Raw genomic sequence first — 19353 nt, 5'->3', positions numbered from 1 at the left:
GGCGGGGGGAGCCGCCCGGCTGTCAGGCCGCCGCGAGACGGCGGTCGAGAACGGCGAGAATCAGCTCCTCGACGCGGCGGGCGACCGGATCGCTCTCGCCGCCCGGGCCGGCCAGCAGGTCGAAGGTCTCGAAGCTGGTCAGCATGAACAGCATCTCCACCAGTTCGTCGAGCCCGGCCTCGTCGACCTCGGCGCCCCGGTCGGCGAGCAGCCGGTTGAGGACCACCTGGAGGCCGCCGCGCCGCCGCTCGCTGCGGCTCTGCAGCGCGGTGTCGAGCTCCGGGTCGAGGATTCCCAGGCCGCGCAGCCGGCGCAGGGCGACCCGGCCGGAGGCGTAGAAGCCGTTCAGCACGTCGAGCAGCGCGGTGAGCGCCTCGCGGCCGCTGGGGGCCATGAACGCCGCGGGCATCCTGGCCATCCCGCCGCGCTGGGCCAGATCGTCGAAGAGTGCCTCCAGCAGGCCGGTCTTCGAGTCGAACTGGTAGTAGACGGTCATCCGCGCCACTCCGGCGGTCTTGGCGACGGCGTCCATGCTGAACGAGGCCGGGCCCTTCTCCCCGGTGAGCAGCTCGCAGGCCGCCTCCAGAATGCGGGTGCGGGTCTGTTCGGCGGCTACCTGGCGTTGGCCGGCTCGGTACTGGCGTGGGCTCATGGGCTGTTGACGTCTCCTGAGGCGGGTGCTATCACATTCATTGTACACTCAGTCTATATAAAAATACGGGGGCAGGGAACGGTGCGGCGGAGGCCGCCTCCCGTACCCGCCCCCCGCAGAGGACCGGCGCCACTCCCGTCACGTCATCCCCCCATACTGCGGAGGCCACGATGAGGTACCGCCATGTGAGTGTGCCGAGGCTCGGCGGAGCCGAGGTCCTGAGGCTGTCCAGCGACGAACTCCCGGCACCGGCCGTCGGCCAGGTCCGGGTCCGGGTGCTCGCCGCCGGCGTCTCCTACGGTGACATTCTGCTACGTGCCGGCGTGATCCCCGGCGGGCCCAAGCGGCCCTTCACCCCCGGATACGACCTGGTGGGGGTCGTGGACCAGGTCGGGCCGGGCACCAGGGCCCCCGAACCGGGCACCCGGGTGGTCGCGTTGGTGCGCAGCGGCGGCTACGCGGAGTACGCGCTGGTGGCCGCCAACCGGCTGGTTCCGCTGCCCGACGGCGTCGACCCGGTGGAGGCCTCGGCGCTCTCGCTGAACTACTTCATCGCCCAGCAGATGCTGCACCGGGTGGCCGAGGTCCGGCAGGGCAGCACCGTCCTGGTGCACGGCGCGTCCGGCGGCGTCGGCACCGCCTTCCTGGAGCTGGCCGCGCTCGCCGGGGTCACCGTCTACGGCACCTGCTCCGCCGCCCGGGCCGACCAGGTGCGGGCGCTCGGCGGCCGTCCGATCGACCGGGACGCCGAGGACTTCCGCCGGGTGGTGCGCGGCCTGCCGGGCGGCGCGGTGGACGCGGTGTTCGACCCGATCGGCGGCCCGCACTTCCTCCGCTCGTACCAGGCGGTGCGGCGCGGCGGAGTGATGGTCGGCTTCGGCCAGAACGCCGCGCTGCGCGGCAACCAGCGGGACCTGCTGACCGGCGCCCAGGGCTTCCTGGGCGGCATCGTGCTGCCGAAGCTGATCCCGGACGGCAAGCGCACGCTGTTCTACAACGCCTGGAGCCTGGAGAAGTCCCACCCGGCCGCGTACCAGCAGGACCTCGCGACCGTGCTGGAGCTGCTGCAGAAGGGCCTGGTCAAGCCGCGGGTGGGCCGCACCATGTCGCTGGAGGAGGCGGCCGACGCGCACCGGGCGATGGAGACCGCCGCGATCACCGGGAAGATCGTGCTCGTCCCGGCCGCGGCCTGACCGAAGGGGCGCGCCTCCAGGGCACGGGGCGCGCCCGGGCCGCCGTACTCCTGTCCCCGGTCAGGGGGGCGGCGGCCGGGGACGGGGCAGGAAAGGTTCCCAGCGTGTTGGGGATTCCCGACCCATGACGGTGGGACGGCGGGTCCGCAGGATGGCGGTAGCACCGCTTCCCCCCGTTGCCGTCCCGTCGGAGGCTCCCCGATGCGAACCGCCCTGCGCCGTGCCCACCGCCGTCTGCTGCTGCGCCGCTGGATGCGGCGGGGCGGCCGCTACCTGGCGGACGGGCTGATCTGGCTCGGTCTGGCGATGGGGGCGATGACCTCGCCCTCCGCCCTGCCGGGGGCGCGGAAGCCGGAGGACGTGCTGCCTCCGGTGGGGGTGCCGGAGTGGCACCCGGAGCGGACCTCGGCGCCGGCCGAGCCGCTGAGCCTGCGCGAGGAGGAGCTCTGGGCGCAGCTGCTGGAACGCTGACCGGGCCCCCGGGGCCCGGCCCGGCCCCGGGCCCGTCCTGTCGACCGGCTCGGACCCGGGAGCGAACGGCGGGGCCGCCCGGCCCGGCCCGCGTACCCGGCCCGCGCCGGAGGGCGCACCCCTGAGCAGGGGTTCTAACTGCCGAGTCCGGCCCGCCGGGCCCGGACGGCCGCCTCGGCGCGGTCGGCCACCTGGAGCTTGCTGAAGATCCGGGAGAGGTAGTTGCGCACCGTCTTCATGGAGAGCCCGAACTCATTGGCGATGTGCGCGTTGTTGCGGCCGTCGGCCAGCATGGTCAGCACCGCCATCTCCCGGGGGGTCAGGTCGGGGAACGGCTCGCGCTCCGGAGCCGGCCGGCGCACCTGGGCCAGCAGATGGGCGGCGGCCTCCGGGCCGAACAGCGCCCCGCCCTGGCTGACCGCGGTGATCGCCCGGCGGACGTCGTCCAGGCCGGCGCCCTTGACCAGGTAGCCCCGCGCACCCGCGCGGACCGCCGCGACGATGGAGTCGTCGTTGTCGTCGGCCGTCAGCATCACCACCGCCACCCGGGGGTGGCGGGCGAGCAGGGTCCGGGTCGCCTCGATGCCGTCGGTGCCGGGCATGCTGATGTCCATCAGGACGACGTCCGGCGCGAGCCGCTCCACCGCGGAGAGCACGTCGGCCCCGCTGGAGGCCTCGCCCACCACCGTCAGTGAGTCGATCCGGTCGAGGAGTTGGCGCAAACCCGCCCGGAACAGCTCATGGTCGTCGACGACCAGGATGCGGAGGTTTCGAGGTACGGCCGGATCCATGGGGGCTCCTAAGGGGAGGGTGAGGGAACACGGTCAACTCGGTGGGCGCACGGGGTCGCAGGGAAACGGCACGGGTCGGTCGGACACGGAGCCCGTGGCCGCCGGGAGGCGGGGGAGAGAGGACGAGGGGCCGGTCAGTCGAGCCGGTGGGTGCCGTCGACGAGCGCCGAGTGCGGCAGTCGGACCCGGACCACGGTGCCGTGCGGGGCCCTGGTCCCGATCGAGAAAAAGCCGCCGAGTTCTCTGGTGCGCAGGCACATCGAAGGAAGTCCGATTCCGCCGACCGCGTCGCCGGAAATGCCGATCCCATCGTCCTCGATGGAAAGGACGAGGCCCTCCGGGCCGATCGACGCGGAGATCCGGCAGAACGATGCCCCGGCATGCCGGACGACATTCGCGACAGCCTCGCCGGAGATGTTCTTCAATTCTTTCTGGACACGTGTCGGAAAATCGTCCAGGACGGCCGGGAGCTCGGTGACGACCCGGAGCCGGCCGGCCCCGGCCTCCTCGAAGGCGCGGGCCTGCCGGTGCAGGAACTGGCGCAGTGTGCCGGTGGCGGCGACGGTCCGGGGCTCGGAGGTGTCGAGGTCCCGGATCACCTGTCGGACATCCGCGATCGCGGTGCTGACATCCTCCCGGGCCTGGGCCAGCAGGGCCGGGGCCTGGTCGGCGTCACCGGTCAGATTGAGACCGGCGAGTTCCATGCGCATGTGCAGAGCGGCCAGCCTGGGCGCCAGGGAGTCGTGCAACTCCCTGCGCACACGGCGGCGTTCGTCGAGTCGGGCGGCGGCAGCCGGACAGCCGGACTCCGCTTCGTCGACCGGCGTTCCGGCCGGCCGGGGTCGTGGCTGCGCCGGTGGCAGGCCGGCTGCGCCGATGCCGGTGACCAGCCCGACCAGGGTGTTCACCAGCCGACCGATCCGGTCGGAGGTGTTCCGTTCACCGCGCGTAGCGAGCGCTCCGACGCCGCTCACGGCCAGGCTCGTCGGTCTTCGGTCGGCCCTGCCGGAGGATTTGAGTATCTGGTCCAGCATGGTTCCTGAGATCCCCCCGTCGCTCGCGTCTTACCCACTGTGCACGGGCGTTCCTGGCGCGGGGAAATGGAATTCCTCGGGCATGTCCGAAAACAGGCACGGCGGACCTCTGAGTATCGGTCCGTCGTTCGTTTCCATGCCGTGATCCCAATCCACCCGGGACAAGACCTTAGGGGCGTGGTTGCGCAGGGCGCAAGGGTGGGAGGGCCGGGTGGGGGAGGGGGCGGTGACGGATTCGGACACTTGGTTGCACCCATGTGAGTGAGCACTTACCCTCATGGAGTCGGGCCACGAGCGAGACCGGCGAACGAGGCGCGCGGCGCCCCGCCGGCCGTCCCCCGGAGAGCCGAGGAGGCGACCCCATGGGCACATCCCGCACCACCGATCTGACAGTGGATCAGATCGTCGAGATCTATCGCACGATGAGTGTGATCCGGGCCTTCGAGGACCGTCTGCACGGACTGGCGAAGAGCCTCCCCGGCGCGGTCCACCTCTACAGCGGGCAGGAGGCCGTCGCAGCCGGTGTCTGCGCGGCCCTCGCCCCGGACGACTACATCGCCAGCACCCACCGCGGCCACGGTCACGCGATCGCCAAGGGCTGCGACGTCGAGGCGATGATGAAGGAGTTGCACGGCCGCCCGGACGGGATCTGCGGCGGCAAGGGCGGCTCGATGCACATCGCGGACTTCGACCGCGGCATGCTCGGCGCCAACGGCCTGGCCGGCGGCGGCGTCCCGCTCGCCTGCGGGGCCGCCCTGACGGCACGTCAGCAGGGCACCGGCCAGGTGTCGGTGGCGTTCACCGGCGACGGCGGTGCCAACCAGGGCGCCGTGCTGGAGAGCCTGGTGCTGGCCCGGATGCTCGACCTGCCGGTGATCTTCGCGATCGAGAACAACGGCTACGCCCAGGCGACCCCGGCCGCCGCCCACTTCTCCGGCACCGACATGGCCCAGCGCGCGGCCGGCTTCGGGATCCCCGGCGCGGTGGTGGACGGCTACGACGTGATCGCCGTGCACGCCGCCACCGCCGAGGCGGTCCGGCGCGCCCGGGCCGGCGAGGGCCCGACCGTGCTGGAGTTCCGGGCCGAGCGCTTCCACGGCCACATGGAGCTGTGGGACGACCAGTCCTACCGGCCGGACGCCGACCCGGAGCGGCTGCGCACCGAGTCCGACCCGCTGCTGCTGCTCCGCTCCCGGATCGCCGAGGGCACCGTGGCCGGACCCGCCGCCTTCGAGCTGGACCGGATCGACCGCGACGCGACCGCCCTGGTCGAGGCCGCCGTCACGGCCGCCTCGGAGCCCTTCACGGCCGACCCGCGCACCCTGCTCGACCACGTCTACACCCGCTGACCCGCTCCGAGGAGGGAGTCCCATGCGCACGATCACCTACCAGCAGGCCATCGGCGAGGCGCTGGCGCAGCAGATGCGCTTCGATCGCTCGGTGGTCCTGATGGGCGAGGACAGCACCAATGCCTGGGGCCCGACCAAGGGCCTCCACCTGGAGTTCCCGGACCGGGTCCTGGACATGCCGATCACCGAGGCGGCCTTCGTCGGCGCCGCGGTCGGCGCCGCCGCGACCGGACTGCGGCCGGTGGTCGACCTGCTGTTCATCGACTTCGCCACCGTCGCCTTCGACCAGATCGCCAACCAGGCCGCCAAGCTGCGCTACATGGCCGGCGGCCGGATCTCGGTGCCGCTGGTGCTGCGCGCGATGTGGGGCACCGGCCTGCGCCGCGGCGCCCAGCACTCGCAGGCGCTGCACCCGCTCTTCGTCCACCTGCCCGGCCTCAAGGTGGTCGCGCCGTCCAACCCCTACGACGCCAAGGGGCTGATGGCGCAGGCGCTGGTGGACGACGACCCGGTGCTGTTCCTGGAGCACAAGATGCTCTACTTCATGCCCGGCGGCGTGCCCGAGGAGCCGTACGCGATCCCGTTCGGCTCGGCCAAGGTGGTCCGGCCCGGCACCGACTGCACCGTGGTCGCGATCGGCCGGATGGTGTCGGTCGCGCTCGCCGCCGCCGAGCAGCTGGCCGCCGAGGGCGTGCAGATCGAGGTGATCGACCCCCGGACGCTGTCGCCGCTGGACACCTCGACCATCTACGGCAGCGTCGAGCGGACCGGGCGGCTGGTCGTGGTGGACGAGGCCCACCCGCGCTGCAGCCTGGCCACCGACATCGCCGCACAGGTCGCGCAGGACCGTTTCGCCGCCCTGCGCGGGCCGGTCAGGATGGTCACCGGGCCGCACGCGCCGGTGCCGTTCAGCCCCGAGCTGGAGGACGCCTTCGCCCCCGGCCCGGACCAGGTCGCCGAGGCCGTGCGCGCCACCGGCCTGGTGAAGGACGCGGCCGTCCGGTCGCGCTGAGGATCGATCAGTTTCCGTACCGCTGTGCTGCCGGGCCCCGAACGAGGGCCCGCCGACCGAGGAGGAACCGAGTGACGTCCCAACCGTTCGTGAAGCAGCCCGACGAGGGCCGCGCCATCTGGCACGTGGGCGCGCTGCTGCAGTTCAAGGCGACCGGCGCCGAGACCAACGGGCAGTTCTGGCTCGCCGAGCAGCTCTCCCCGGCGGGCTACGCCTCGCCGGTCCACCTGCACACCCGCGAGGACGAGTTCTTCATCGTCCAGGAGGGCGAGATGGTGCTGCGGATCGGCGACGACGAGCACAAGGTCGGCCCGGGCGCCACGGTCTTCGCGCCGCGCGGCATCGCGCACCAGTACCGGGTGGAGACCGAGGGCACCCGCTTCCTGGTGCTCGGCACCCCGGCCGGCTTCGAGGAGTGGTTCTTCAAGACCGGCGAGCCGGCCACCAGCCTCGAACTGCCGCCGCCGCTCCAGGGCCCGCCGGACTTCGCCCGGCTGCTCGGCGAGCTGGCGCCGCTCGGCGTGCAGCTGGTCGGGCCGCCGCCCGGCGTCGGCGGGCCCGCCGGGCCGCCGCGCTGAGCGGTGCCACCGCTGAAGCCTGTCCCGCCGGCCCCGGCGCCCCTCGTGGGCGGCGGGGCCGGCGCGCCGTTCGGGGTCCCCGGCGAAATCGGTGAGCGGGTACTCACCTGCACGCTATCCTTCGGGTGCCCCTCCGCAGCCGCGGCCCGCTCGGAAGCCGGCCGCCCCGTTCCTTCGGAGCCTTCATGAGTATGCGCGAGCAGATCGTCGACGCCGCCGAGCGGGTGATCCGTGACCTCGGCCTGGCCCGCTGCACCACCAAGGAGATCGCCGAGGTGGCGGGCTGCTCCGAGGGCACCATCTACCGGCACTTCCGCAGCAAGGAGGACGTCTTCCTGGCCGTCCTCGCCGAGCGGCTGCCCGGCCTGCTGCCGGTGCTGCGGGCGCTGCCGGAGGAGATCGGCAGCGAGGGCGAGGTACGGGCGTCCCTCCAGCAGGTGGCGGAGGAGGCGCTCGCGTTCTACCGGGCGTCGATGCCGATGCTGCTGTCCGTCTTCGCCGAGCCCAAGCTGCTCGACCGCCACCGGGAGTGGATGCAGGCCAACAACGCCGGGCCGCACCGGGCCGTCGAGCTGCTGGCCGACTACCTGCGCCGGGCCCAGCGGGCCGATCTGGTCAGCCGGGACGCGGATCCGGTGGCGGCGTCCCAACTCCTGCTCGGCGCCTGCTACCTGGCCGCCTACGGGGGCGTGTTCGCGGCCCCGGGCACCGGGTCGGAGCCGCTCCGGGAGGCGGAGGCCTTCGTCCGGCAGCTCTGGCGGACGCTGGCCCCGGCCCAGTCGGCGGCGGCGCCGGCGCGGGGCCGCGCCAAGGCCCGCTGAACCACCGGGCCGAGCTGGACCACCGGGTCCGCAGAACCGCGGACCGGCCCGTCGCCCGGCGGGAAACCGCCGGGCGACGGGCTTTCGCATGCCCGGACCGCACGGACCGGACGCGCCGCCGGTGCCCGCACGGACGCACGGACGCCCGGGCGCGCGGCAACGGGGAGGGGCGGACGGCCCGCGGCCGCCCGCCCCTCCCCGTGCTCCCGCCGTGCTCAGCCCTGGAGGCCCAGCACCTGGGCCGCCGCCTCGACCTGGCCGAGGTCCCCGGCGCAGGGCATCAGCAGCAGCTCGTCGCAGCCCGCCTCGGCGTACTTGCCGACCAGCCCGCGCAGCTTGCCGGGGTTGTCGGCCGCGCCGCGCAGGATGTGCTCGACGAACGGCCCGGCGTCGCGGTAGTACGACCGCAGGTAGCCCTCGGTGTACTTGGTGCCGTCCGCACCGAGCGCGAAGTAGGCGAGCGCCACCAGTCGGGGCGCCCCCTCCCGGCCCTCGGCCGCCCACTGCTCGCGCAGCGCCTGGGCGCCCTGGGCGAACATGATCGGGCCGGTGCCGCCGCCGATCCACCCGTCGCCCAGCCGGGCCGCCCGGGCCAGTGCGGCCGGGGAGTGCCCGCCGAGGATCAGCTCCGGCCCGTTCGGCCGGATCGGGGCCGGTCCGACCGAGGGCTCCCGGCCGGACTGGGCATCGGCCCAGTGCCGCCGCAGCTCGGCCACCTGGGTGCCGGTCCGGGCGCCGCGGCCGGCCTTCTCGACCTGGCCGACCTCGAAGTCGTCCGGCCGCGAGCCGACCGCCATGCCGAGGGTGAGCCGGCCGCCGGAGAGGCGGTCCACGGTGGCGGCCTGCTTCGCCAGCAGCGCGGTGTTGGCGCGCAGCGGCGAGATCAGGATGCTGGTCGCCAGGCCGATCCGCTCGGTCACCGCGGCGGCCGCGGCCAGCGTGGTGAGCGGTTCCCAACTGGTGTGCACCAGGCGGTCGATGGTCCCGAGGGTGGAGTAGCCGGCCTGCTCGGCCAGCCGGGCCCAGGCGACCACGTCGGCGCCGGCCGCGCCGGCCAGCGAGGTGGGGAGTCCGATTCCGATCTTCATCGCGTTCACTCGCCTTCGAGCGGCTGGTCGTGGCGGCGGGAGAGCACGTTCTCCATCGAGGCCAGCCGGAAGAACGCCTGCGCGCCCTCACGGCTGGTCATGTCGCGCGGCACGGCGAGGTGCTTCTCCAGCTCCCGCTCGAACTCGCGGACGGCGGGCTGCTGGCTCATGTGCGCGGCGACCAGCGGCAGCGGGCCCTCGATCTCGATCACCCGGACGGCCAGTTCCTTGCCGACGAAGGCCTGGGTGCCGAGGAGCTTGCCGACCACGGTGCCGTCGGGGCTCTTGACGTCGAAGTCCGGGCGGCCGCTCTTGCGGAACAGGTCCTTGACGATGTCCTCGCTGCCCGGCAGCAGCGGGTAGTACAGCGCGTGCCACGTGCTCATGGTCGTCTCCTGGGTTTCTCGGGGCCGGGCTCGGCCCGTCGGTGGGTGTGGGGCGGTGCGGGCGGGGTCTCACTGGCTGGTGGTGACGCCGCCGTCCACGTACAGCACCTGGCCGCTGATGAAGCCGGCCCGCGGCGAGGCGAGGAAGGTGACCGCGTCGGCCACCTCGTGCAGTTCGGCGGTGCGGCCCAGCGGGATCCGGCCGAGCACCATCCGCATGAACTCCGGGTTGCTCGCGTTCTCCTGGACGAAGTCGGTGCGGACGAAGCCGGGGGCGACCGCGTTGACCGCGATCCCGTGCCGGCCCCATTCCGCGGCCAGCTGCTTGACCAGCAGGTCCAGGCCGGCCTTGCTGGCGCCGTAGGCGCTGAAGCCGCGCCGGGCGCCGAACTTGCCGCGCACCGAGGAGAGGTGGACGATCCGGCCGCCGCCGGCCGCGATCATCGCCCGGCCGACCGACTGGGAGAGCCAGAAGGCGCCCAGCAGGTTGGTGTCGACGATGGTGCGCCAGTCCTCCTCGGAGATGTCCTCGGCGCCGACGGTGACCAGCGCGCTGGCGCAGTTCACCAGGACGTCGATGCCGCCCCAGTCCGCGGTCACGGCCGCCACCAGCCGGTCCACGTCGGCGCGGTCGGCCACGTCCACGGCGTGCGGGACCACGGTGCCGCTGCGGGCGGCCAGCGGGGCGAGCCGCTCGGCGGTCTCCTCGGCCTTCTTCAGTGAACGGCCGGCCACCGCGACCCGGGCGCCCTGGGCGGCGAGGTCCTCGGCGACGGCGGCGCCGATGCTGCCGTAGCCGCCGACCAGCAGGACCCGGCTGCCGAGGAACTCCCGGTCGGCGGGGACGCGTTCGGGTGCGGGCCGGGGCGGGGCGGCGAAGCCGGGCGGAGGCCCGCCGGCTCCCGGCGGGGGTCCGCCGAAGCCGGGCGGGGGTCCTCCGAATCCCGGCGGGGGTCCGCCGAGGCCCGGAGGCGGCCCGCCCGCTCCCGGGGGTGGCCCGCCGAAGCCAGGGGGCGGTCCGCCGGCGCCGGGCGGCGGTCCGCCGCCCGGGCGTCCGCCGGGCGGCCCGGACGGTGGGGTCGGTGCGGCTGCCGTCATGACAGCACCTCCCTGTCGCGTGTCGGTGGTGCGGGGAATCCGACGGAGCGTCGGATCGGGGGACGCCGGGGGTGGTGAGGAGTCCGGGCCCGGTGCTGTCCGGGTCCGCTCGGCCGGCGTCGGGTCCGGTCCCGCCCGGTGCGGGCGGGACCGGGTTCAGGTCGCGTCGGACGCGCCGGGCAGGCCGAACAGCCCGGCGGCGTTGTCGTGCCGGATCCGCGCGACGTCGGCCGGGGCCAGGCCGAGCCCGTTCAACCGGGTCAGCGAGGCGTCCAGCGGCGCGCTCATCGGCGGGGAGTCGGTGCCGAACATGACGTTGCCGACCCCGAAGGCGTCGACGGCGGCGGCCACGGCCCGCAGGCTCGGGGTCGCGGTGTCGACGTAGACCCGGCGCAGGGCCTCGGCCAGCGGCGGGACGGCGGGCCCGGCCGGAGCGGCGCCCGGTCCCCCCGGTCCGCCGGGTCCGCCGGGGCCACCGGTCCCGGGTCCGCCGGGACCGCCCGGGCCACCGGCACCGGGACCGCCGACCCCCGGCGGAGGCCCGCCGGGAGCGCCGGCCGGAGGTCCGCCCGGGGCCGCGCCCGGCCGGCCGAAGGTGACCGGCATCCGCCGGGCCACCTCCAGCCGCTCCAGCAGCAGCGGCAGCCCGCCGCCGCAGACCGGGGCGACGATCCGCAGTTCGGGGTACTTCTCCAGCCACCCGGCGAACAGCACCGCCGCCGTCCCCAGCGTGACGTCGCACGGCCGGGCGATCTGCTCGACCAGCCGCAGGTCGTCGAGCTCCCCGGCCCCGGCCGGTTCGGCCGGCGGGTGCAGCATCACCGGGGTGCGGTACTGCGCGGCCATCGCGAAGAAGGCGTCGGCCCGCGGGGTGTCCAGGAACCGCCCCTCGATGCTGGAGTTGACCATCAGCCCGACGAATTCGTCCTGCTCCAACCGCTTGGCGGCGGCGGCGAGTTCGGCGTCGGAGCCGAGCGGGTTGGTGTAGACGTAGCCGCGCAGCGCCGCGGGCCGGGCCCGGACCTGCTCGCCCAGCCAGTCGTGGAAGCGTTCGAGGGTGTCCAGCGGCTGGCGGTAGTTGTCCAGTCCGGGCGTGCGCACCATGGTGCCCGCGCCGACGGGACTGCCGACCAGGGACATGGTGATCCCGGCTGCCGCCTTGAGCTCCACCATGCCGTCGACGTCGACGAGGCTCGGCGGCATGGGGAAGCGGCGGAAGAGTTCGGGCGACGTGATGTGGCCGTGCACATCGATCGTCATCGGCTCGGCACCTCCTGGGATGTCCGCCGGCCGGTCGGCGCGGCGGGGTGGTCGCGGGCCCTGGGCTCTCGGTGAGTGAGTGCCCGCTCGCACCGTAGGGTGCGTCCGGTGGGCGCGTCAACACGGCCCGGAATCCGGGAGGTTGGTGCAACGAACCGGCTGGGCGGACGGCCCGGAACGGCCGGGACGCGGTCCGTGACGGCCGGGGCGACGTCCCAGCCCGGTGGAGACGGATGCCTCCTGACACTGGGACCGCCCGGCGGCAAGGATGAGGCGGCGGGGCAGCCCCGGGGGCCGAGATGCCCCGGCCCCCGGGGTCCCGTGTCTCTCGCATCGGGCGACCCCGCCCCGGTTCGCCGCATCGACGCGGCGGACATTCCGCGATCCCGGATCGATTCGAGGAATCGATATGAAGGACATGAAGGATAATTCGGACGTCTGGTTGGTTACCTCGTCCAGCGTTCAGCTCGGCACGCTCTGGATCATGAAGACCTCGATCCTGCCGATGCTCAACTCCCTGCCCTACGACCGGTACGTCAACACCTGCCAGCTGATCGACATGCACGTGTTCCACCCGATCGCCTTCTGGAACGGCCTGGCCACCGCCGCTGTCGGCGCCACCAAGGCCGTCCGGTCGGAGAGCAAGGTGGCCAAGGTGCTGTACGCGGCCGGCACCGTCGGCATGGCGACCGTCGCGGTCGCCTCCGAGGGCGTCAACCGGCCGATCTGGCGCCAGATCGAGCGCTGGAGCCCGTACCGCGACACCGACGCCGCCTGGCGCGGCAAGCGCCGCCGCTGGCACCTGGCGCACGAGACCCGGACCATGGGCGCGATCGGCGCGGCGGCCTGCTTCGTCCTCGCCTCGCTCATCTGACCGGTCCGCTCCCCGCACCTCGCGCCGCACCGCGCACCGGCCGGCTCCCGGAGCCTCCCCGTTTCCCGGGCCGGCCGCCGCCCCACGCCCATCCGGACCGCCCTCGGCCGTGCACCGGCCGGGGTCGTCCGCCGAGCAAAGGACTGTCATGACCTCGTCCACCGAGAGCGCGGTGGAGGCCAACAAGGCCCTCATCCGCGAGCTGACCGAGCGGGCGTTCAACGACGGCGACCTCTCCGCCATCGGTGACCGCTTCGCCGAGGACTACGTGGTGCACGCCCCCGGCCTGCCCCCGATGCCCCCCGGCCCGGACTCCTTCCGCCAGGCCGTGCTGCTCTGGCGCAACGCCTTCCCGGACGTCAACGTGACCGTGGAGGACGTGGCCGGCGACGGCGACCGCGTCTACGCCCGGTTCACCACCCGCGGCACCCACCAGGGCCAGCTGTTCGACATCCCGCCGACCGGCAAGCCGGTCACCGTGCACGAGATGTCCTGCCACCGGATCGTCGACGGCCGCGTCGTCGAGTCCTGGATCGGCGACAACGTGCCCCGGATCCTGCTCGACATCGGCGCCATCCAGCCGGTCGGCCGCCCGCAGCACTGAAGCCGCGGCGCCGGACCCGACCCCGGACAGCCACAGCCCGAGAGAGCCCGAGAGTCCGAGAGAGCCCGTACCCCGAGGGGAGCCCGCATGCACCGCACACTGATCATCGCCCGGATGCTGCCCGGCGCGGAGGGCGACGTCGCCCGCGTGTTCGGTGAGTCCGACGAGACCGAACTTCCCCGTCTCGCCGGCGTCACCCACCGCTCGCTGTACAAGCTCGGCGATGCCTACGTCCACCTGCTGGAGACCGACGACCCGGGCCAGGAGGCGGTCGACGCCGCCCGCCGCCACCCGGAGTTCGCCCGGGTCAGCGAACGGCTCACCCCGTTCATCTCTCCCTACCTGCCCACCTGGCGTTCGCCGCAGGACGCGGTCGCCCAGTGCTTCTACACCTGGGAGTCCGGCACCGGCGGTCGGTGAGCCCGCCCTCCGCCGGCGGCGCCGGCCGAACGGGGGCCCGTTCACCCCGTACGGCCGCGCCGCGAGGCCCAGGAGCAGTCCCTACACCGGAGAAACGAGAGGCAGCACCATGACCGACCACCAGGCCGGCGGGACGACCACTGTCGTCACCGCGGAGGAGATCGAGAACGTCCTCATCACCAGCGCCGGCGCGGCGCCGGACGTGTTCGAGGGCTCCCGGCACGTCCCCCTGGAGGAGCTCGGCCTCGACTCGCTGGCCGTGCTGGAGCTGGAGGCGGTGATCGCCGACCGTTACGGCCTGAAGGTCCCGGACGGCGCCGTCGCCCTCAGCGTCGACCAGATCGTCGCCGAGCTGCAGACCGCCGGGGCGGTGGGCTGAGCGATGGCCGGACACACCGAGAACAGCATCGTCATCCAGGCCCCGCTCAAGCTCGTCTGGGACGTCACCAACGACGTCGCCGGCTGGCCGCAGCTGTTCACCGAGTACGCGTCCGCCGAGATCGTGGAGCGCCGCGGCGAGACCGTCCGGTTCCGGCTCACCATGCACCCGGACGAGGAGGGCCGGATCTGGAGCTGGGTCAGCGACCGCACCGTCAACGTCGCCGACCGCACCGTCCACGCCCACCGGGTGGAGACCGGCCCGTTCGCCTACATGCAGATCCACTGGCGGTACGAGGAGCTGCCCGAGGGCGGCGTCCGGATGACCTGGATCCAGGACTTCTCCATGAAGCCCGTCGCCCCGGTCGACGACCAGGGCATGACCGAGCGGCTGAACATCAACTCGCCCGTGCAGCTGGAGATCATCCGGCAGAAGGTCGAGGCCCTCGCCGCCGGTTCCACCGCCGTCCCCGCCGAGAAGGAGTGAGCGCCGTGGCCGCCAGGAACATCCGCATCATTTCCGCCGACGACGTCCCCGCCAACCGCAAGCGCGGCGGCGAGACCCGCGCGGTGCTCTCGCCCGCCACCTGCGGTGCGACCTCCGGTTTCATGGGGACCGCCCGGCTCCAGCCGGGGGAGCGGATCACCGAGCACTACCACCCGTACAGCGAGGAGTTCCTGCTGCTCGTCCGCGGCGAGCTGACCCTCGACCTGGACGACAAGCCCTTCGAGCTGTTCGCCGGCCAGGGCGTGCTGATCCCCAAGGACATCCGCCACCGGCTGCGCAACACCGGCTCCGAGGAGGCCTTCGCGGTCTTCCACCTCGGCCCGCTGGCGCCGTCCCCCGAGCTCGGCCACGTCGACACCGAGGACGGCCCGGGCACCAAGGCCGAGGGCCACATAGTGCTGGGGGAGCGATGACCGCTTCCCCGTCCACGGGTGACCGCCGCGTGGTGGTCACCGGGATCGGCGTGGTGGCCCCCGGGGGCACCACCCGCGAGACCTTCTGGGAACTGATCACCTCGGGCCGCACCGCGACCCGTCGGATCTCCGCCTTCGACCCGTCGGCGTTCCGCTCGCAGATCGCCGCCGAGGCCGACTTCGACCCGGTCGCGGCCGGCCTCACCCCGCTCGAACTGCGCCGCGCCGACCGCTACGTGCAGTTCGCGCTGGCCGCCTCCCAGGAGGCGGTGCTCGACGCCGGGCTGGAGCTCGACGAGCGCACCCGGGAAGCCACCGGCGTGGTGCTCGGCTCCGCGGTCGGCGGCACCATCGTCCTGGAGGACGAGTTCGTCGTCGCCAGCGACTCCGGCCGCAACTGGCTGGTCGACCCCGACGTCACCAGCCCGTTCCTCTACCAGGGCCTGATCCCCAGCAGCCTGGCCGCCGACGTGGCCGTCCGGCACGGGGCGCACGGCCCGGCGCTGGTCGTCTCCACCGGCTGCACCTCCGGCATCGACGCCATCGGCCACGCCTACCAGCTGCTGGTGGACGGCGAGGCCGAGGTGATGATCACCGGCGCCTCGGACTCCCCGATCTCCCCGGTCACCGTCGCCTCCTTCGACGCCATCAAGGCCACCACCCCGGACAACGACGACCCGGCGCACGCCTCCCGGCCGTTCGACCGGGACCGGCACGGCTTCGTGCTGGGCGAGGGCTGCGCGGTGCTCGTCCTGGAGGAGCTGGAGCACGCCCGTCGGCGCGGCGCCCGGATCTACTGCGAGGTGGTCGGCTACGCCAACCGCGGCAACGCCTTCCACATGACCGGTCTGCGCCCGGACGGCCTGGAGATGTCCGAGGCGATCACCGAGACGCTGCGCCAGTCCCGGCTCAACCCCGAGGACATCGGCTACATCAGCGCCCACGGCTCCGGCACCCGGCAGAACGACCGGCACGAGACCGGCGCCTTCAAGCGCTCGCTCGGCCACGCCGCCTACGGGGTCCCGATCAGCTCGATCAAGTCGATGGTCGGCCACTCGCTGGGCGCGATCGGCGCGATCGAGATGGCCGCCTGCGCGCTGGCCGTCGACCGCGGGGTCGTCCCGCCGACCGCCAACTGGCAGAACCGCGACCCCGAGTGCGACCTCGACTACACGCCCAACACCGCCCGCGAGGTGCGGGTCGGCGCGGCGCTCTCGGTCGGCAGCGGCTTCGGCGGCTTCCAGTCCGCGATGCTCTTCGCCAAGCTGGGGAGGGGCCGATGAGCGCACGACGTGCCGTCATCACCGGCATCGGCGTGGTCGCGCCCAGCGGCGTCGGCAGCGAGGCGCACTGGAAGTCGGTCTGCGGCGGCGAGAGCCGGATCGCTCCGATCACGCTCTTCGACGCCGGCCAGTACGAGACCACGCTGGCCGGCGAGGTCCCGGACTTCGACGTCAACCGGTACGTCGAGCGCCGGCTCCAGGTGCAGACCGACCGCTGGACCCACCTCGCCTACGCGGCGGCCGAACTGGCCTTCGGCGAGGCCGAGCTGGACCCGTCCACGGTCGAGCCGTACAAGCTGTCGGTGGCGCTCGCCAGCTCCTCCGGCGGCAACCAGTTCGGCCAGCGCGAGCTCCAGCGGCTCTGGCAGCCCGACACCTCGCGGACCGTCGGCGCCTACCAGTCGATCGCCTGGTTCTACGCCGCGACCGTCGGGCAGCTGGCCATCAAGCACCAGGCCAAGGGCCCGTCCAGCGTCCTCGTCTCGGAGGGCGCCGGCGGCCTGGACTCGCTGGCCCACGCCGCCCGGCTGGTCCGCCGGGGCGCCGACGTGGTGCTCGCCGGCGGCACCGAGGCACCGCTCGGCCCGTACGCGCTCGCCTGCCAGCAGCGCAGCGGCCGGCTCTACACCGGCTCCGACCCGGCCGAGGCCTACCTGCCCTTCGACGAGCGGGCGGCCGGCTTCGTGCCGGGCGAGGGCGGGGTGGTGTTCGTGGTCGAGGACCTCGACCACGCGCTCGCCCGCGGTGCCCGGATCCGCGCCGAGATCGCCGGCTGGTCCGCCACCCAGGACGCCGTCGCCTCCACCAGGACCGGCTCCGGCTCGGTCCGCCAGTACGCCCGGGCGCTCGGCACCGCGGTCGAACGGGCCGGCCTCACCCCGGGGGACGTCGACGTGACCTTCCCGGACGCGGTGGGCCTGCCCGCCTACGACCGCACCGAGGCCGAGGCGCTGCGCGCGGTCTTCGGCGACGCCGGCCCGGCCGCCGTCACCACTCAGAAGCCGCTCACCGGCCGCCTCTACCAGGGCGGCAGCGCCCTGGACGCGGCCACCGCGGTGCTCGCCATGGACAACGGCCTGATCCCGCCCTCGGCGGGCCCGGCCCGTCCGGCGGACGGCTGCGACCTGGCCTTCGTCCGCGAGGAGCGGGCCGCCGAGGTGCGCACCGCGCTGATCGGCGCCCGCGGTTTCGACGGCTTCAACAGCGCCGTCCTGCTGCGCGCGCACTCCTGACACCCACGAGCACCACGACCCGGAAGGAGACCGTCATGCCGGTCGACGAGGGCGCGGCACAGGGCCGCGTGCTCTTCCTGATCACCGTCAAGGAGGAGCGCCGGGAGGACTTCCTCAAGGCGTACGAGCAGATCCGCCACCTGGTCGCCGAGGGCGTCCCCGGACACGTGCGCGACCAGGTCTGCCAGTCCTCCACCGACCCGGAGCAGTGGCTGATCACCAGCGAGTGGCGCTCGCTGGACGACTTCGTCGCCTGGGAGCGGACCGAGGAGCACCGGGACCTGGTGCGCCCGATGCGCGAGTGCTTCAGCGACGCGAAGTCCATCCGCTTCCACATCAAGGCCGAGACCTCGCGGGACACCCCGAAGGCGGGCCTTTCCACTCCTACCACCGCGGGGTGAGGTCATGACACGGACTCTGATCATCGGCGGCAGCGTCGCCGGCCTGGTGGCCGCGCTGGCGTTCGCCGACCTGGGGCACGACGTCACCGTGCTGGAGCGGGACGCCAACGAGGCCCCCGACACCGTCGACGACGCGCACGGCGACTGGCAGCGGCCGACCGTGCCGCAGCTCCACCACTCGCACGCGTTCGGCTCGCTCGGCACCAACCTGCTGCGCGAGCGGCTGCCCTCCGTCTACCAGGCGCTGGTCGCGGCCGGCGTGCGGGAGATCGAGCTCGGCAAGGCCATGCCGCCGACCCTGGCCGACAAGACGCCGCACCCGGCCGACGCCGAGCTGCGGATGCTCGGCAGCCGCCGGACCACCTTCGAGCTGGTCCTGCGCCAGGAGGCGCTGCGCAAGCCGGGCATCTCGCTGCGCCGCGGCGAGACGGTGCGCGGTCTGACCGTCGCCGACCGCGGCCCGGCCCGGGTGACCGGTGTGGTCACCAAGGACGGCCGCACCATCGCCGCCGACCTGGTGATCGACGCCAGCGGTCGCCGCTCGCAGGGCCACGAGTGGCTGCGCGAGCACGGCCTGGCCGAGCCGGAACTCGTCGCGCAGAGCGCCGACATCACCTACTACACCCGCTACTACCGCGCGCACGGTCCGCGCCCGGTCGGCCCGCTCAACCGGGGCTTCGGCGCCGGCGGGCTCTGGGACCACTACACCGGCGTGATGTTCCTCGGCGACAACAACACCTTCGCCATCTCGTTCGGCATCCTGCCGGACGACACCGAGCTGAAGCAGATGCGTGCCGAGGACGTCTTCACCGCCGTGGTCCGGGCCACCCCGCTGCTCGCCCCCTGGGTGTCGCCGGAGGCCTCCGACCCGATCTCGCCGGTGCACGCGATGGCGGGTCTGGACAACTCGCTGAAGCTGTACGGCCAGGACGCCCAGCCGGTGCCCGGCTTCCTTCCGGTCGCCGACGCCGTCTGCACCACCAACCCGGCGTTCGGCCGCGGCGTCTCGCTGGCCATCGCCCATGTGCTCGGCCTGGCCGACCTGGTGCGCGAGCACCCGGAGCCGGACGCCGAGCAGGCCGCGCTGGCGGCCGGCCTGGCCGGGCGGACCTTCCGTCCGTGGTTCGAGGACGCCGTCCGCAACGACGCGGGCCGCGCCCGGCTCTGGCGGGCCACGGTGGCCGGCCAGCAGCTGCCGCCGCTGCCGCCGGACGTGCTCACCTTCGGCACGGTCGCCGAGGCGGCCGGCACCGACGAGGTGGTCTGGCGCCGGCTGGTCCGCACCATGATGTCGCTCGACAACCCGGCCGGCCTGTACGAGGACGAGGAGATCCGGCTGCGGGTCAAGCAGGCGGTCGCGGGCGGGCCCCCGCCGTTCCCCGCCCCGGACCGGGCGACCCTGGTCGACATCGTCCGCCGCGCCGCGAACTGACGATCCGTCACCACTGCGTCGAAAGAAGCCGGTTGCACGGTTCCGCGCGACGCCGCTCCACCGCACGGCCCGCTC

23 protein-coding genes are annotated in these 19353 nt (G+C 73.7%); 16 read left to right on the top strand and 7 right to left on the bottom strand.

Translation table 11 applies throughout. The features are described 5' to 3' along the window. Nucleotides 1-22: 22 nt before the first annotated feature. Nucleotides 23-652 carry a TetR/AcrR family transcriptional regulator gene (locus IF01_RS0129400; RefSeq protein ID WP_030396607.1) on the bottom strand — a complete coding sequence of 210 codons (630 nt, stop codon included), beginning with the start codon at nt 650-652 and terminating at the stop codon, nt 23-25. A 170-nt stretch (nt 653-822) separates the two neighbouring features. On the opposite strand from IF01_RS0129400, the gene IF01_RS0129395 reads away from it, so the two are divergent. Continuing rightward, nucleotides 823-1845: a medium chain dehydrogenase/reductase family protein gene (locus IF01_RS0129395; RefSeq protein ID WP_030396606.1), complete on the top strand. Its 1023-nt coding sequence runs from the start codon at nt 823-825 to the stop codon at nt 1843-1845. A gap of 201 nt (nt 1846-2046) precedes the next feature. Next, entirely contained in the window at nt 2047-2316 is a 270-nt protein-coding gene (locus IF01_RS0129390) for a hypothetical protein (RefSeq protein ID WP_030396605.1), read from the top strand. 134 nt (nt 2317-2450) lie between these two features. On the opposite strand, the gene IF01_RS0129385 is transcribed toward IF01_RS0129390, so the two are convergent. Both IF01_RS0129385 and IF01_RS0129380 read right to left on the bottom strand, forming a co-directional pair. After that, the gene (locus IF01_RS0129385; protein ID WP_030396604.1) at nt 2451-3107 is read right to left on the bottom strand and encodes a response regulator; all 657 of its coding nucleotides are present in this window, start codon (nt 3105-3107) and stop codon (nt 2451-2453) included. Nucleotides 3108-3241: 134 nt separating this feature from the next. Next, the gene (locus IF01_RS0129380; RefSeq protein ID WP_051742859.1) at nt 3242-4081 is read right to left on the bottom strand and encodes a sensor histidine kinase; all 840 of its coding nucleotides are present in this window, start codon (nt 4079-4081) and stop codon (nt 3242-3244) included. Between the two features lie 422 nt (nt 4082-4503). Here IF01_RS0129380 and IF01_RS0129375 point away from each other — a divergent pair, with 422 nt between their 5' ends. The 4 genes from IF01_RS0129375 (at nt 4504) to IF01_RS42450 (ending at nt 7901) form a co-directional block, all read left to right on the top strand. Continuing rightward, complete coding sequence (locus tag IF01_RS0129375) at nt 4504-5490, top strand: thiamine pyrophosphate-dependent dehydrogenase E1 component subunit alpha (RefSeq protein WP_030396602.1); 987 nt, start codon at nt 4504-4506, stop codon at nt 5488-5490. Nucleotides 5491-5512: 22 nt separating this feature from the next. Next, nucleotides 5513-6502: an alpha-ketoacid dehydrogenase subunit beta gene (locus tag IF01_RS0129370; protein ID WP_030396601.1), complete on the top strand. Its 990-nt coding sequence runs from the start codon at nt 5513-5515 to the stop codon at nt 6500-6502. A gap of 71 nt (nt 6503-6573) precedes the next feature. Then, entirely contained in the window at nt 6574-7080 is a 507-nt protein-coding gene (locus IF01_RS0129365; protein WP_030396600.1) for a quercetin 2,3-dioxygenase, read from the top strand. 185 nt (nt 7081-7265) lie between these two features. Next, entirely contained in the window at nt 7266-7901 is a 636-nt protein-coding gene (locus IF01_RS42450) for a TetR/AcrR family transcriptional regulator (RefSeq protein ID WP_030396599.1), read from the top strand. A 215-nt stretch (nt 7902-8116) separates the two neighbouring features. On the opposite strand, the gene IF01_RS0129355 is transcribed toward IF01_RS42450, so the two are convergent. From IF01_RS0129355 to IF01_RS0129340, 4 genes are all read right to left on the bottom strand, one after another. Further along, on the bottom strand, nt 8117-8989 hold the full coding sequence (locus tag IF01_RS0129355) for an LLM class flavin-dependent oxidoreductase (protein WP_030396598.1): 873 nt from the start codon (nt 8987-8989) through the stop codon (nt 8117-8119). A 5-nt stretch (nt 8990-8994) separates the two neighbouring features. Beyond that, entirely contained in the window at nt 8995-9375 is a 381-nt protein-coding gene (locus IF01_RS0129350) for a SchA/CurD-like domain-containing protein (protein ID WP_030396597.1), read from the bottom strand. Between the two features lie 69 nt (nt 9376-9444). After that, nucleotides 9445-10473 carry an SDR family NAD(P)-dependent oxidoreductase gene (locus IF01_RS0129345; RefSeq protein WP_078880410.1) on the bottom strand — a complete coding sequence of 343 codons (1029 nt, stop codon included), beginning with the start codon at nt 10471-10473 and terminating at the stop codon, nt 9445-9447. Nucleotides 10474-10629: 156 nt separating this feature from the next. Next, a complete protein-coding gene (locus IF01_RS0129340) occupies nt 10630-11733 on the bottom strand; it encodes an amidohydrolase family protein (RefSeq protein ID WP_030396595.1) in 1104 nt (367 codons plus the stop codon). A 409-nt stretch (nt 11734-12142) separates the two neighbouring features. Between IF01_RS0129340 and IF01_RS0129335 the strand changes: the two genes are divergently transcribed. The 10 genes from IF01_RS0129335 to IF01_RS0129290 all read left to right on the top strand — a co-directional run bounded on the left by IF01_RS0129335 (nt 12143) and on the right by IF01_RS0129290 (nt 19278). Beyond that, the gene (locus IF01_RS0129335) at nt 12143-12607 is read left to right on the top strand and encodes an anthrone oxygenase family protein (RefSeq protein ID WP_231978553.1); all 465 of its coding nucleotides are present in this window, start codon (nt 12143-12145) and stop codon (nt 12605-12607) included. Nucleotides 12608-12755: 148 nt separating this feature from the next. Then, nucleotides 12756-13211, top strand: a complete 456-nt coding sequence (locus IF01_RS0129330) for an ester cyclase (protein WP_030396593.1) — start codon at nt 12756-12758, stop codon at nt 13209-13211. A gap of 87 nt (nt 13212-13298) precedes the next feature. After that, nucleotides 13299-13631: a TcmI family type II polyketide cyclase gene (locus tag IF01_RS0129325; protein ID WP_030396592.1), complete on the top strand. Its 333-nt coding sequence runs from the start codon at nt 13299-13301 to the stop codon at nt 13629-13631. Between the two features lie 109 nt (nt 13632-13740). Further along, nucleotides 13741-14010: an acyl carrier protein gene (locus tag IF01_RS49380; RefSeq protein ID WP_030301380.1), complete on the top strand. Its 270-nt coding sequence runs from the start codon at nt 13741-13743 to the stop codon at nt 14008-14010. 3 nt (nt 14011-14013) lie between these two features. Next, entirely contained in the window at nt 14014-14496 is a 483-nt protein-coding gene (locus IF01_RS49375) for an SRPBCC family protein (protein WP_030396591.1), read from the top strand. 5 nt (nt 14497-14501) lie between these two features. Continuing rightward, nucleotides 14502-14930 (top strand): cupin domain-containing protein, encoded by a 429-nt coding sequence (locus IF01_RS0129310; RefSeq protein WP_045942344.1) that lies wholly within the window; start codon nt 14502-14504, stop codon nt 14928-14930. Then, nucleotides 14927-16213 carry a beta-ketoacyl-[acyl-carrier-protein] synthase family protein gene (locus tag IF01_RS0129305; RefSeq protein WP_030396589.1) on the top strand — a complete coding sequence of 429 codons (1287 nt, stop codon included), beginning with the start codon at nt 14927-14929 and terminating at the stop codon, nt 16211-16213. The genes IF01_RS0129310 and IF01_RS0129305 overlap by 4 nt, the downstream gene beginning before the upstream one ends. Next, on the top strand, nt 16210-17445 hold the full coding sequence (locus tag IF01_RS0129300) for a beta-ketoacyl synthase N-terminal-like domain-containing protein (protein WP_030396588.1): 1236 nt from the start codon (nt 16210-16212) through the stop codon (nt 17443-17445). Before IF01_RS0129305 ends, IF01_RS0129300 begins: the two co-directional genes overlap by 4 nt. 35 nt (nt 17446-17480) lie before the next feature. Next, a complete protein-coding gene (locus tag IF01_RS0129295) occupies nt 17481-17846 on the top strand; it encodes an antibiotic biosynthesis monooxygenase family protein (RefSeq protein WP_030396587.1) in 366 nt (121 codons plus the stop codon). A 4-nt stretch (nt 17847-17850) separates the two neighbouring features. Then, on the top strand, nt 17851-19278 hold the full coding sequence (locus IF01_RS0129290) for an FAD-dependent oxidoreductase (RefSeq protein ID WP_030396586.1): 1428 nt from the start codon (nt 17851-17853) through the stop codon (nt 19276-19278). The last annotated feature ends 75 nt before the right edge of the window (nt 19279-19353 follow it).

Origin of the sequence: Kitasatospora purpeofusca, assembly GCF_000718025.1 — a bacterium.
GTDB lineage: Bacteria > Actinomycetota > Actinomycetes > Streptomycetales > Streptomycetaceae > Kitasatospora > Kitasatospora purpeofusca.
The sequence above is the reverse complement of the archived record's forward strand: the minus strand, read 5'-3'. Positions and strand labels throughout refer to the sequence as shown.

Coding starts and splice junctions, on each gene's coding strand:
- IF01_RS0129395 (WP_030396606.1), top strand. CDS start 823: ATGAGGTACCGCCATGTGAGTGTGCCGAGGCTCGGCGGAGCCGAGGTC.
- IF01_RS0129350 (WP_030396597.1), bottom strand. CDS start 9,375: ATGAGCACGTGGCACGCGCTGTACTACCCGCTGCTGCCGGGCAGCGAG.
- IF01_RS42450 (WP_030396599.1), top strand. CDS start 7,266: ATGAGTATGCGCGAGCAGATCGTCGACGCCGCCGAGCGGGTGATCCGT.
- IF01_RS0129355 (WP_030396598.1), bottom strand. CDS start 8,989: ATGAAGATCGGAATCGGACTCCCCACCTCGCTGGCCGGCGCGGCCGGC.
- IF01_RS49380 (WP_030301380.1), top strand. CDS start 13,741: ATGACCGACCACCAGGCCGGCGGGACGACCACTGTCGTCACCGCGGAG.
- IF01_RS0129340 (WP_030396595.1), bottom strand. CDS start 11,733: ATGACGATCGATGTGCACGGCCACATCACGTCGCCCGAACTCTTCCGC.
- IF01_RS0129325 (WP_030396592.1), top strand. CDS start 13,299: ATGCACCGCACACTGATCATCGCCCGGATGCTGCCCGGCGCGGAGGGC.
- IF01_RS0129385 (WP_030396604.1), bottom strand. CDS start 3,107: ATGGATCCGGCCGTACCTCGAAACCTCCGCATCCTGGTCGTCGACGAC.
- IF01_RS0129305 (WP_030396589.1), top strand. CDS start 14,927: ATGACCGCTTCCCCGTCCACGGGTGACCGCCGCGTGGTGGTCACCGGG.
- IF01_RS0129295 (WP_030396587.1), top strand. CDS start 17,481: ATGCCGGTCGACGAGGGCGCGGCACAGGGCCGCGTGCTCTTCCTGATC.
- IF01_RS0129400 (WP_030396607.1), bottom strand. CDS start 652: ATGAGCCCACGCCAGTACCGAGCCGGCCAACGCCAGGTAGCCGCCGAA.
- IF01_RS0129370 (WP_030396601.1), top strand. CDS start 5,513: ATGCGCACGATCACCTACCAGCAGGCCATCGGCGAGGCGCTGGCGCAG.
- IF01_RS0129375 (WP_030396602.1), top strand. CDS start 4,504: ATGGGCACATCCCGCACCACCGATCTGACAGTGGATCAGATCGTCGAG.
- IF01_RS0129345 (WP_078880410.1), bottom strand. CDS start 10,473: ATGACGGCAGCCGCACCGACCCCACCGTCCGGGCCGCCCGGCGGACGC.
- IF01_RS49375 (WP_030396591.1), top strand. CDS start 14,014: ATGGCCGGACACACCGAGAACAGCATCGTCATCCAGGCCCCGCTCAAG.
- IF01_RS0129335 (WP_231978553.1), top strand. CDS start 12,143: ATGAAGGACATGAAGGATAATTCGGACGTCTGGTTGGTTACCTCGTCC.
- IF01_RS0129290 (WP_030396586.1), top strand. CDS start 17,851: ATGACACGGACTCTGATCATCGGCGGCAGCGTCGCCGGCCTGGTGGCC.
- IF01_RS0129300 (WP_030396588.1), top strand. CDS start 16,210: ATGAGCGCACGACGTGCCGTCATCACCGGCATCGGCGTGGTCGCGCCC.
- IF01_RS0129390 (WP_030396605.1), top strand. CDS start 2,047: ATGCGAACCGCCCTGCGCCGTGCCCACCGCCGTCTGCTGCTGCGCCGC.
- IF01_RS0129330 (WP_030396593.1), top strand. CDS start 12,756: ATGACCTCGTCCACCGAGAGCGCGGTGGAGGCCAACAAGGCCCTCATC.